This is a genomic window from Aeromonas sp. Y318-3 (assembly GCF_027706185.1).
GTDB lineage: Bacteria > Pseudomonadota > Gammaproteobacteria > Enterobacterales > Aeromonadaceae > Aeromonas > Aeromonas veronii.
This window is the reverse complement of the sequence record NZ_JAPDCN010000023.1, coordinates 1-12,369: the sequence shown is the minus strand read 5'-3', so window position 1 is coordinate 12,369 and position 12,369 is coordinate 1. Positions and strand designations below refer to the sequence as shown.

Below are 12,369 nucleotides of genomic sequence, written 5' to 3'. Positions count from 1 at the left end.
GCGTCGCGCGAGCTTACTCGTCGCTGCTCTCCTGATAGCTGTCGCGCATCGCCTTGGGCAGGCGGCGCATCGGAGTAAAGCCGATATCCTCGCCCACCACTTCCCGCTTGCGGGCCGGTGCAGGTTTTTTGCTGGCGTCACCCTTGGCTTTGCCCTTGCCCGCGGCTGGCTTGCCCTTGGCATTGCTGCTCTTGGCGTTGGCATGACCGCGAGACCGAGGCGGGTTCTGCACCGGCTTGCTGCCCGGCAGAGTCTGGCGACTCGGCTTGCCGCTTGGCTCATACCCTTCCAGGATCTCCACGGACAAGGATTGGCCGATCAGGGCTTCGATCGCCTTGAGCTGACCCAGCTCGTCCTGACTGACCAGCGAGATGGCCTCGCCGCCACGACCGGCGCGGCCGGTACGGCCGATACGGTGGATGTAATCCTCCGCCATCTGGGGCAGTTCAAAGTTGATCACGTAGGGCAGTTGATCGATATCGAGACCGCGGGCGGCGATATCGGTCGCCACCAGCACCCGCACCTCGCCACTGCGAAAATCGGCCAGCGCCCGGTTGCGGGCACCCTGGCTCTTGTCACCGTGGATCGCCACGGTATTGAGGCCATCTTTTTGCATCTGCTGGGCGAGGCGGTCGGCGATCTGCTTGGTGCGAACAAACACCAGCACCCGCTGCCAGTTGCCACGGCCAATCATGTGGGAGAGCAGCTCGCGGCGGCGTTCCCGATCCACCTGAATGATGCGTTGGGTTACCTGCTCGGCAGCAGTATTGCTGGGGTCAACCTCGATCAGGGTGGGGTCGTTCAGCAGATCATCCGCCAGCGCCTTGATGTCGTTTGAGAAGGTGGCAGAGAAGAGCAGGGTTTGCCGCTCTGCAGGCAGCGCCTTCATGATGCGGCGGATGTCGACGATAAAGCCCATGTCGAGCATGCGATCCGCTTCATCCAGCACCAGCACTTCCAGCTGGCTCAGGGTCAGGGCGCCCTGGGTCAGCAGATCCAGCAGACGGCCCGGGGTGGCGACCAGAATGTCCACCCCCAGCTTGATGGCGTCCAGATTGGGCTTGATGCTGACACCGCCATAGGCGATCAGAGTCTTGAATGGCAGGTGGTGGGCATACTTGATGATGCTCTCGCCCACCTGTGCCGCCAGTTCGCGGGTCGGGGTCAGTACCAGTGCGCGCACCTGACGACGGCCACGACCATGGTTGGCCAGCAGACGCTGCAACATCGGCAGGGTGAAACCGGCCGTTTTGCCTGTGCCTGTCTGAGCGCCGCCGAGCACATCCTGACCGGCCAGAATGGCCGGAATCGCTTGCTGCTGGATGGGGGTTGGCTGTTCGTAACCCAGCTCCTTGACGGCCCGCAGAATATGCGGAGACAGACCCAGTTCGTTGAATGACATGTTCGAGAGAAACTCCTGAGATGAGCCTTTGGCTCAACGGGCAGCCAGCGTGTTGGGGCCAGCCACGATATGGAAAAGATAGTGGGGCCGTAATATAGCAAAAGAGCGGCCGCTGCGCAGTAGCTGTCGCACCGGCCGCCATAGAATCGTTCAACGCAGTGGCGTAAAACGGTGCGGGAGCATCAGAGCATCTCGCGGATCTGCTCGGCCAGGCTCTCCGGTTTGGCCTGGGGGGCAAAGCGCTCTACCACATTGCCATCGCGGTCGATCAGGAACTTGGTGAAGTTCCATTTGACGTTTTCCAGCCCCAGAAAGCCCGGTTTCTGCTGCTTGAGCCACTGGTAGAAGGGGTGGGCATGCTCACCGTTGACATCGCACTTGGCCATGATCGGGAAGGTGACCGGATAGTCGAGGGAGCAGAAGCGGGCAATCTCGTCCGCATCCCCCGGCTCCTGATTGCCAAACTGGTTGCAGGGGAAGCCCAAAATCACCAGCCCCTTGGGGCCGAGCTCCCGATAGAGCGTTTCCAGCCCTTCATATTGGGGAGTAAAGCCGCAGCGACTGGCCACGTTGACCACCAGCACCACCTTGCCCGCCAGTTGAGTCAGCGGGTAGGGGGTACCATCCAGTCGTTGCAAAGTGAGATCGGGCAGAGGCATAAGAAGATCCTTTCGTGGGTGATGCGCGGGTTGTGCCGTGAGTGGTTCGGTCGGGGACAGAGACAAGCGCCGGATGAACAGCAACATGGCGATGCGGATACGGTATCGGCTGGCTCTTGGAACCGCAAGGAGGCCGCGGCGCCTCCTCGTACCGATTGCAAGGGCCATCACAGTTTCGACAGCCAATACGCCTGTTGGCGGAGCGGGATCACAACTGGCGATAAAAAGCGGGGAAGCGAGCAGCAACTCGCGTATTGATGTTGGGACTTCTCAAGAGAAGCAAACCGGTTTGTGACTTTGCCGGTAAGTCGCTACAAAGCGCCCTCTTTCCACTCATTGTGAGCCAATCTTGGACTATCAAGCTGCCATGGATGCCATTTACACCCGGGGATGGGTGATAGTGGATGATTTTTTGACTGCCGCCGAGGTGGATGCCCTCAAAGCCTGTTTGCCAGGCGAATGGCAACCGGCCGGGATCGGCCGTGACGCCCTGCACCAGGGCAATCCCGACATTCGCCGTGACCAGATCCACTGGCTGGAGCCCTCCCTCGGTGCGCCGGTGGCCGACTACCTCGCCCGGATGGAGTCCCTGCGTCTTGCCGCCAACCGGATGCTGATGCTGGGATTGTTCGACTACGAGGCCCACTTCGCCCGCTATCGCAGCGGGGATTTTTACGCCACCCATCGGGATGCCTTTGCCGGTCGCTCCAACCGCCGTCTTACCACCGTATTTTACCTCAACAACGACTGGCTGCCCGAAGCGGGTGGAGTGCTGCGCATGTATGACGACAAGGAGCAGTTTCTGATGGATGTGAGCCCCAAGGGGGGCCGGCTGGTCATGTTTCTCTCCGAGGAGTTTCCCCACGAGGTACTGCCTGCCAATCAGGAGCGCTACAGTATTGCCGGCTGGTTTCGGGTCAATGGCAACGGCATGGGAAGGGTCGATCCCCCGCGCTGAGGGGCAATGTGTCCCGATTTTGACACAGGGGAGACTTTTCACTGCAAGAAGTGGGGTCATGGGTCTCCCATCAGCTGACAAGGGTTGATCTCCCTTGCTACACTGGCGCGCACTTATGTTCGTATCTGGCTTCGTCCGGTTTTTATGGTGGTTGGCTTATCAAATGGTCATGACGAGGCCGCTTTTCCCAAGGGATCACATCTAATGAAGAACATGCATGTCTTGCTGCTGTGCGGCGGCGGTGGCTCAGAGCACGAAGTTTCTCTGCGCAGCGCCAATTTCCTCGAGCAACAACTGGGCCTTCTGCCCGGTGTCGAAGTGACCCGCGTCGAGATGTTCGCCGATCGCTGGCTCAGTGCCGATGGCCGCGAGTGCAAGCTGGGGCTCGACAAGCTGCTTTCGTTCGACAGCGTGGCCCGTCCGGTGGATTACGTGGTGCCCTGCATCCACGGCTACCCGGGTGAGACCGGCGATCTGCAATCCTTCCTCGAATTGGCTGGATTGCCTTATCTCGGTTGCGATGCCGAGGCGAGCAAGATCTGCTTCAACAAGATCAGTACCAAGCTGTGGCTCTCCGCCATCGGCATTCCCAACACCCCATACCTGTTCCTGACCGAGCAAAATGAGGCGGCGCTGGCCGAGGCCAAAGCCGCGCTGGCCAAGTGGGGCAAGGTCTTTATCAAGGCGGCTTCCCAGGGCTCTTCCGTTGGTTGCTACTCTGCCAGCAACGAAGCGGACCTGGTGAAAGGTATTGCCGATGCCTTTGGTTACTCCGAACAGGTTCTGATCGAGAAAGCGGTCAAGCCGCGTGAGCTGGAAGTGGCGGTTTACCAGTATGGTGACGAGCTGGTGGCGACTTATCCGGGCGAGATCTGCGTGCCGCAGGACAAGTTCTACACCTATGAAGAGAAGTACAGCAGCGCCAGCCATACCGAGACGGCACTGCGTGCCGAGGGGCTGACCCAGGCGCAGGCCGATGCGATCCACGAGTATGCCCTCAAGGCGTTCCGTCAGCTGAAACTGACCCATCTCTCGCGCATCGACTTCTTCCTGACCGAGGAGGGGGAGATCCTGCTGAATGAAATCAACACCTTCCCGGGCATGACCTCCATCTCCATGTTCCCGAAACTGCTGGAGCATCACGGTCACCGCTTCGCCGACTACCTTGAGCAGATCCTGCGCAAGGCCAGCTAAGCGTGCTCTCCCGCTCGCGGGATGAAGAAGAACCCAATAAAAATCCCCGCCAATCGGCGGGGATTTTTTATGCCTTTATCAAGCGGGGCAGGCCAGCTTGAAGGGATAAACAGGCGGGGAGGGGATGACTCTTCCCCGCCTGTTGCTACCTGTGGGTGTTACCGACCGTTAGCCGCGAGCCACCCGAAAGCGCACGCTGCGGGAGTGGCACGGCGCCAGCTCGCCAAACTCGCCAGCGGCCAGTTCAAGGGGCTGGGGCTGCTCGTCCATTCGCACCGCTTGCCAGTCGCTCAGGGCGTGTTCGCTGCTCACTTTGCCACCCTTTAGTACCGCCTGCTCGCTCGGGTTGTAGACCCGGATCACCAGCGCCTCTTCATCTTCGGCTTTCTTCAGGGCGCTCAGCACCGGACCGGACGGATCCATGGTGAGCAGACTGAAGTGGAGCGGGGTGGTGAAGCTCGCCTTGTTGAGCTTCATGGCATCGAACGGGATCTTGTTGTAGCAGCGCACCGGGGTGAGGTAGCTGCGCGCCGCCTGCATCACGTTGGCGCTGATGTGATCGCCGGCAAACGCCAGCAGGCTGAAACGGCAGCTGAGCTTGCCACGCACCTGGGAGTCCGGGGTGGGCAGCTTGATGCCGGAGGGGCGACCCGGGCGCAGCAGCAGCTCCTCTTTGCCGAGTACGCCGACCCCGCGCAGCAGGGTGAGTGCTAGGGTGTCACACTGCTCACCGATCACTTCAAACTCGCGCAGACCATCGCTCAGTACCGCCAGCCCCTGCTTGCCATCTTGCAGGGCGACGAAGTTCATCAGCTGCCAGACCGGAATGGGTGCCTCTTTCCACCCTTCTGCCTCCCAGTTCGCCATGGCGCTGTCGCGGGTAGGGCGGGTGATGCAGCCAAATTGGTTATCGGAAACAACTGTGTCGCTCGGGAAGGGGGTGGGGATCAGCACCCGCACCCGGTGATCATCGGCCTGATTGTCGAGCTCCAGCTCGATGTCGATGCGCGGACTCTGATGCGCCAACGTGATGCGGCAGGTGACATCGAGGTGACTGCTGCACTGGCGGCTGGCTCGCTCGGCGAGGTTGGCAGGCAATGCCATACGCAATGTGAGAGTGGCGATGCTCTGCCACGCCTGATGGGTGACCTCGCGGGTCACCGCAAACTCGGTGGAGTAGCGCAGCCACTCGTCCCGCGATGGCGAGTAGTCATACTCGTCGCCATCATCGGAGCCCTCTTCCAGCGTGAGCACCTGATCGAAGGTGGTGCCGCGCAGCTTATCCAGGATCTGCAGGGTGCCGTTGTCATTGAGGGCGATGCGGTAAAAATCGTTCTCCAGCAGCTCGCCGCTGGTCGTCACCGGCTGCTCCAGTCCCGGCTGATTGCCCTCGATATGGAGGGTGCAGTAGCCCATGGCAGGTAGCGGATGGCAGAGCTGGATGTCGTACTCCATAAAGGGGTCGTAGTTGCCGTAGTGCACGATCTGTCTGTCCACCAGACCCGGGTCAATCTCGCGTCTGGCGCGGATGAAATAGGGGACCGGCTGGCCCGCTTCATCGCGCAGGGCAAAGGATTGGGCGCGAATGCGGATGCTGGTGTTGATCACCTCCTGACGGGGGAAAGGCATCAGGTTGAACAGGCAGAGCTTGTCAGCCACCTGTACTCCGTCTTCACAGAGCGCCACCGGCATGTTGTCGACAATCTTGCGCATGTAGAAGCGGATCAGGTTCTCGGCCATGTCGTCGGCCAGAATGAAGCGGGTCATCACCTCCTGATGCACCTTGTCGCTGCAGCAGCAACCGATGCTGTCATGGGCGTGGTTCTTCATGATCTCCTTCCACATCTTCTCGAGCAGCCCGTGGTGGTACTCGAAGCCGAGCGCCCAGGCGATGCTCGCCAGCGGTTCGAGGATGTTGACGATCTTGTTCTCGATGGCGGCGTGGGCCAGCTTGATGTCCATCCGGGTGGAGGAGATGGTGCGGTGCACCCGCATGTATTTGCCGTCGTTGAACTCCCCCTTGAGGGTGGCCAGTTGGTCGCGGCACGCCTCGATGCGCTCGAAGACCTGCTCGAAGCGGCTCATGTGGAATTCACGTTGGGGGTAGATCTCGCGAAGCTTGTCGATGATGGCGAAGATGTTCTGCTGCAGCGGCATCTGGTCGTGGCCGTTGGGCAGCAGGATATCCTGGGTCACCGAGGCCTTCTCCAGCACCTCGAAGTAGGATTCGAGCCGCTTGCGCAGGCCCGCTTCATCTTCCGGCAGGTACTTGCCGATGGCGTAGCCGAGCGGCAGCACCTGGGCGGTCACCTCGCTGCCATCGTTGCTCTGCCAGAGGAACTCGGTCTTGTCGGTGCCGTGGCGCTCGGAGCAGCCGCGCCAAAACATGGCCCGATCGATCCCGAAGCCGTTGAAGATGTGGGGCAGCTGGGAGGACATGCCGAACGAGTCGGGCAGGTAACCGATCTTCATCGGCTCGCCAAGGCTAAGGCAGTCGCGCATCCCGTAGAGCAGGTTGCGCAGGATGGACTCGCCGCTCACCTGCATGGTGTCGGTCTGGGTGTACCAGGGGCCGATAATGAGCTTGCCCGCTTCCACCAGCGCCTTCACCCGGGCCTTGTTCTCGGGCTGGATGGCGAAATAATCCTCCAGCACCGCGGTCTGGCCGTCCAGCACATAGAACTTGTAGTCGGGGTCGGATTCAAGCCGCGCCAGGATCTCCGCCATATTGTTGACCAGCAGGATGCGGGACTCCTCGGTGGTGAAGTACCACTCCCGATCCCAGTGCATGTGCGGCGTGATGTGAACTCGTGAAACTGTCATGACAATGATCCTTTGCTGACGCACGGCGGCCCTTGCCTGCCGTGCGGAAAAATAGTCTGTTGAAAAATCGGTAGTGAAGATGAGCCTTACTCTGCGGCGACCACCTGATAGGTGCCGCGCTGCATGGCGTGACGGCGCCAGCCGATCAGCACCACAGTGGAGATAAGGGTGCCCACCAGCGCCGCACCGAGCCAGACGGCGGCAGCCATCAGGGCGCCGTGGCCGCCATCATGGAGCAGGAACAGGGAGAAGATGCCGGCCCCCGGGGTGGAGAGACCAATCCCCATGGCACCCACCATGGCGCCGGTGACCACCGAGCCTGCGAGGAAGGAGCCGATCACCCGGATTGGATCTTCGATGGCCATCGGAATGGCGCCCTCGGTGATCCCTGCCAGCCCCAGCAGCCAGGTGGACTTGCCGGTCTCGATCTCGAAGGTCTGGAACAGGCGCGGCGCCAGCAGGGTGGAGAAGGTGACGGTAAAGGCCGAGACCATCTTGACCGCGCCGAAGATGGCGTAGGGGCCGTAGACGCCGTTGGCCATGGCGCCGAGGCAGAAAGCGTAGGCCGCCTTGTTGACCGGGCCACCCAGGTCAAACGAGCACATAAAACCGAGCAGGGCGCCCAGGACCAGCGCATTGGTGCCGGAGAGGCCATTGAGCCACTCGGTGAGGCTGTTGTTGAGCCAGGCTACCGGCTGGCCGATGACAAACAGCATCAGGCTGCCTGCCACCAGGGTGCCGATCACCGGATAGAGGTAAAAGGTGAGAAAGCCGTTGAAGTTGGGGCTAAGGCGCACATGTTGCTTGACCCAGCGCATCAGGTAACCGGCGATAAGGCCACCGACCACGCCGCCGAGAAAACCGGAGCCAATCATATTGGCGGCCAGTCCCGCCGCAAAGCCCGGGCCCAGCGCCGGTTTGTCTGCCAGCGAGTAGGCGGTATAGGCCGCCAGAACCGGCACCATCAGGGTGCCCAGCATGCCACCGCCGAGTTTTCGGTACATCCAGAGCCAGGAGTTCTCGGTATCAAACAGATGTTGCAGGCCGAAGATCTGGGCCAGCAGCACAGAGACGGCGAGCACGGTACCGCCTGCCACGATCAGCGGCACGGCAAAGGAGATGCCGCTCAGCAGCGCCTGCTTGAGTTCGGTCTTGAGGCTCACCTTCTTGCCGGTCGGCACGTCGCTCTGGCTGGGGTTGGGCGTCGGGGCGGTGCGCCCTGCCTTGGCCGCTTCCAGCGCATCATTGAGGATCCGCTCGGCATGGCGAATGGGCTCGGCCACCGGTGTCTCGATCCGGGGGATACCGGCAAAACGCTCCTGCTCCTTGATGGCCACTTCGGCGGCGAAGATGCAAGCCACCGCAGCATCGAGCGCCTCTTGCGGCAGGCGATCCTCGATGCCGTTGGCACCCTGCTTCTCGACCAGTACCCGAATGCCCAGCTTGCGCCCCGCCTTTTCCAGATACTCGGCAGCCATATAGGTGTGGGCGATCCCCGCCGGACAGGCGGTGACACAGACCACAGTGGGTTGATTTGTATCTAAGTTGTCTTCTTTTGCTGGTTGCTTGCCGCTATCCCCTTCACCATCGAGCAGCGCCATCAGCTGCTCGGCACTCTGGGCCGCCAGCACTGCCTCGCGGGTATCGTCATCCACCAGGGCGGTGGTGAGGGTGGTGAGCAGCTGCATATGGGTCGAGCCCGCCTGATCGGTCGGGATCGCCAGCATGAAGATCAGGTTGACCGGCTCGGGGCCGTCGATCCCCTCCCAGCCCAGCTCCTCGCTTAAGGTTGCGACGGCAAAGGCCGCTTCGCGCACCGCATCGCACTTGCCGTGGGGCACCGCCAGCCCTTCGCCAAGGGCGGTGGGGCCCTGCGCCTCGCGGGCCATGACCGCGGCCAGAAAGGCGGCCTTGTCGTGCAGCTTGCCGGCCTGATCGAGCCGATCAGCCAGGGCATGAATGGCCGCATCCCGATCGGCAAACCGGGTTTGCAGCGTGATGAGATGGGGGCCGGTAAGACTGGTCAGATTCATGATGATCCTCTGTCAGGTTGGCTTGCCAGCAAGCCGTCATGGTGAAAGTGACAGCGATGCTAACAAACCGGCCGACTGATTTTTGTGAGTAGTATCATACAATTCGTTATTTGTATTGTTTTTGTATTGTTTGTTCAAGGTGATTTGTTAGGTCAAATGGGGCTGAGCCGTTTTGTCTGCCATGCAACTGGGGTAGAATGGCGCCTCTTCCATTTATCATGGCGCAGAGCCGACGAGGTGGCCTTTCGTGTCGAAAAAACCCATGTATCGCCAGATAGCCGACACCATCCAGCAGTGGATTGCGCAAGGGGAGCTGGCCCCCGGCGATGCCCTGCCCACCGAAGCCGAGCTACGCGAGCAGTTCGGGGTGAGCCGGGTGACGGTGCGTCAGGCCCTCAAGCAGCTGACCGAACTCAACGTCATCGAGAGCATTCAGGGCAGCGGCAGCTATGTGCGGCAGGAGAAGGTGAACTACGACATCTATCAGCTCACCAGCCTCTACGAGAAGGTGACTGATCCGGCGGCCGAGACCCACAGCGACATTCTCGCCTTCGAGGTGATCAAGGCAAGCAGCGAGCTGGCCGAGCGGCTCAATCTGCTGGAAGGGGCGCTGGTCTACTACGTCAAGCGGGTGCGTTTTATTCGCCAGATCGCGGTAACGCTCGAGGAGACCTGGATGCCGCTCGCCCTCTTCCCCGATCTCAGTTATGCGGTGATGCAGGGCTCCAAGTACCACTACATCGAGGAGGTGAAGCAGCTGGTGATCGACCGCAGCGAGCAGGAGATCATTCCGGTGCTCCCCTCGGCGCAGGTGGTGGAGGCGCTCGGTATCGATCCTGCCAAGCCCATTATCGAGAAGGTTTCCCGTGGCTTCTTGCAAGATGGCACCGTGTTCGAGTTCAGTCGCAACTTCTTCAAGAGCGATGATTACAAGTTCACCCTGGTCGCCCGCCGCGCCAAGGGGTGAGCAGGCGACAGCACCCGAGATAAAAAAGGCCACCACCCTGTTTGCGGTGGTGGCCTTTGTTTTTGGCTGATTGCCGGGCTGAATAGCAGATTGGCTGGTGGTTTGATGCAGCTGATCTACTGCGCTGAGTCTTTGATAACTTCCTCGACCCGCACCTGCAGGCTCCCTTGTGCCAAGGTGGTGACGAGCTGATCGCCACTGTTGACCTGATCGGCGCGGCTGATGACGTCGCCACGCGCAGTACGGGTGATGGAGTAGCCGCGACCCAGAGTAGCAAGCGGGCTCACCCCGTCGAGGCGGGCGGTGAGCATGGCGAGGCGGTGGCTCGCCAGATCCTGGCGTTTGGCAATCAGGGCATAGAGCCGCTCCTCGGCCAGCTGGTGGCGGCGCTTGCCCACGGCCAGCAAACGTTCCGGGCTCTTGCTCTGCAGGCGCAGCTCAAGGTTGGTAAGGCGCCGCTCCCCCTGATGCAACCGCTGGCGCAGCAGTTGCTGCAAACGGGTGGAGAGCTCGTCGAGGCGCTGTGATTGCTGCTCCAGTCGCCGTTTCGGATCCTGATGGTCGAGCCGCTTTTGCAGCAGGATGAAATCGTGGCGGGCGGCGGTTTGCTGGCGGCTCATCGCCTGCAGCAGTCGCTGCTTGAGGTGAACGAGACGCTGGGCACGGGCGCTCTGATCCGGCGCCACCAGCTCGGCGGCGGCCGACGGGGTAGGAGCGCGCAAGTCGGCGGCAAAGTCGCTGATGGTGACATCCACCTCGTGACCCACTGCGCTCACCACAGGTATGGCGGAGTGGGCAATGGCGCGCGCCACCGCCTCTTCGTTAAAGCACCAGAGATCTTCAAGCGACCCGCCACCACGGCCGACGATCAGCACATCCACCTCGGCGCGCTGGTTCGCTTTGGCGATCGCCGCGACGATCTGGCTGATGGCGGCGCTGCCTTGTACCTGGGTCGGGTAGATAAAGATCGGCAGATCCGGCGCACGCCGTTTAAGCACCGTCAGCATATCGTGCAGGGCGGCGCCGGTGGCGGAGGTGATAAGACCCACCGCCCGCGGTTCGCGGGGCAGCGGCCGCTTGCGGCTTTCGTCAAACAGCCCCTCGGCGCCGAGGCGGCGCTTGAGCTCTTCAAAACGCAGCGCCAGCACGCCATCGCCTGCGGGCTGCATCGACTCGATGATCAGCTGGTAGTCGCCGCGCGGCTCATAGAGGGAGACCCGCGCCTGCACCAGTACCTGCATGCCATCCTGCGGGCGAAACGCCACCCGCCGGTTGTTGCCCTTGAACATGGCGCAGCGCACCTGCGCCGACATGTCCTTGAGGGAGAAGTACCAGTGGCCGGAGCTTGGCATCGCCAGATTGGAGAGCTCGCCGGTCAGCCACACCAGCCCCAGATCCTGCTCCAGGATCATGCGCACGGCGCTGTTGAGGCGGGTGACGGTAAAGACCTGCTGCTCGCGGCCGTTCGCCGTACTGGATGGAGTAAATCGGTTCAATGGCGTACCTGTGGTCTGCACCGGCGGGGCCGGGATAAAACAATGGCCGCTATCTTAACCCGAAACAGGGGGAGGGCGTGAAGCAGGAGGCGCCAGCAGCAGAAAAGCAAGATTGGAAACGCTGCCGTTTATTCGGGCAGGCAGTATGGCTCCCTATAAAAGCCCTCGTGCTTGCCTGCATCTAGCCAAGTCGCGGCTTGCCTAGATGCCGTTGATCTCTCAGGTGTTGCTGATGTTCACGGCGCCACCATCTTGACCAACGTTTACTCGCCCCCTGTTTGGAGTAGCTTATGAATCCCTCAATCCGCTTAAGTTTGACGACCCGTTTGCTGCACTGGTCGGTTGCCTTGCTGATGATTGGCCTGACCCTTGTGGGCTATCTGATGGTTAAATTTGAAATATGGGATCTCTATGCCCTGCATAAATCTCTGGGGGTGATTGCACTGATCTTGATCCTGCCCCGCGCCATTTTCCGCCTTGTTAGAGGGTGGCCTGAGCCTGTGCGTCAATATCCTGTTTACGAGGCATTGGCAGCCAGGGCGATCCACTGGGGTTTGCTGATTTCAACGCTGCTTATTCCGGTGTCCGGTCTCTGTTATTCCGCAGCGGCTGGCCGAGGTGTTGCGATATTTGGCTGGTCTATTATTCCGATGAATCCAGATATCCGTGATCCTGCCAATGTGATTCCATTCAGTGAATCCGTTCGGGATATTGCCCACACAATCCATATTTATTTGCCATATGTCATGCTGGCATTTTTGCTAGGGAAGGTGCGAACAAGTCCCTGATGTGAGATCATGAGCCCCACTTGGCATCAGGGATAAGGTTCAGCATGAA

Annotated in this window: 9 protein-coding genes; 4 read left to right on the top strand and 5 right to left on the bottom strand. The window is 60.9% G+C overall.

From position 1 onward, the window contains the following. Positions 1-13 precede the first annotated feature (13 nt). Positions 14-1,402, bottom strand: a complete 1,389-nt coding sequence (locus OKB77_RS21745; protein ID WP_265776250.1) for a DEAD/DEAH box helicase — start codon at positions 1,400-1,402, stop codon at positions 14-16. A gap of 182 nt (positions 1,403-1,584) precedes the next feature. Then, positions 1,585-2,061 carry a glutathione peroxidase gene (locus OKB77_RS21740; protein WP_042080383.1) on the bottom strand — a complete coding sequence of 159 codons (477 nt, stop codon included), beginning with the start codon at positions 2,059-2,061 and terminating at the stop codon, positions 1,585-1,587. Between the two features lie 349 nt (positions 2,062-2,410). On the opposite strand from OKB77_RS21740, the gene OKB77_RS21735 reads away from it, so the two are divergent. Further along, the gene (locus OKB77_RS21735; protein WP_019445550.1) at positions 2,411-3,019 is read left to right on the top strand and encodes a 2OG-Fe(II) oxygenase; all 609 of its coding nucleotides are present in this window, start codon (positions 2,411-2,413) and stop codon (positions 3,017-3,019) included. Positions 3,020-3,223: 204 nt separating this feature from the next. Then, positions 3,224-4,213 carry a D-alanine--D-alanine ligase gene (locus OKB77_RS21730; RefSeq protein ID WP_058057457.1) on the top strand — a complete coding sequence of 330 codons (990 nt, stop codon included), beginning with the start codon at positions 3,224-3,226 and terminating at the stop codon, positions 4,211-4,213. Positions 4,214-4,381: 168 nt separating this feature from the next. Here the strand turns inward: OKB77_RS21730 and mngB are convergent, their stop codons facing one another. Together mngB and mngA are read right to left on the bottom strand one after the other, a co-directional pair. Continuing rightward, positions 4,382-7,036 carry a mannosylglycerate hydrolase gene (mngB, locus tag OKB77_RS21725; protein ID WP_199428067.1) on the bottom strand — a complete coding sequence of 885 codons (2,655 nt, stop codon included), beginning with the start codon at positions 7,034-7,036 and terminating at the stop codon, positions 4,382-4,384. An 86-nt stretch (positions 7,037-7,122) separates the two neighbouring features. Further along, positions 7,123-9,069 (bottom strand): PTS 2-O-a-mannosyl-D-glycerate transporter subunit IIABC, encoded by a 1,947-nt coding sequence (mngA, locus tag OKB77_RS21720; RefSeq protein ID WP_199428066.1) that lies wholly within the window; start codon positions 9,067-9,069, stop codon positions 7,123-7,125. 247 nt (positions 9,070-9,316) lie between these two features. Between mngA and OKB77_RS21715 the strand changes: the two genes are divergently transcribed. Beyond that, on the top strand, positions 9,317-10,036 hold the full coding sequence (locus OKB77_RS21715) for a GntR family transcriptional regulator (protein ID WP_005337027.1): 720 nt from the start codon (positions 9,317-9,319) through the stop codon (positions 10,034-10,036). Positions 10,037-10,152: 116 nt separating this feature from the next. On the opposite strand, the gene xseA is transcribed toward OKB77_RS21715, so the two are convergent. Then, positions 10,153-11,532, bottom strand: coding sequence for an exodeoxyribonuclease VII large subunit (xseA, locus tag OKB77_RS21710; RefSeq protein WP_199428065.1), 1,380 nt, complete (start codon positions 11,530-11,532; stop codon positions 10,153-10,155). Positions 11,533-11,822: 290 nt separating this feature from the next. Here xseA and OKB77_RS21705 point away from each other — a divergent pair, with 290 nt between their 5' ends. After that, a complete protein-coding gene (locus tag OKB77_RS21705) occupies positions 11,823-12,320 on the top strand; it encodes a cytochrome b (protein WP_270818470.1) in 498 nt (165 codons plus the stop codon). Positions 12,321-12,369: the final 49 nt, after the last annotated feature.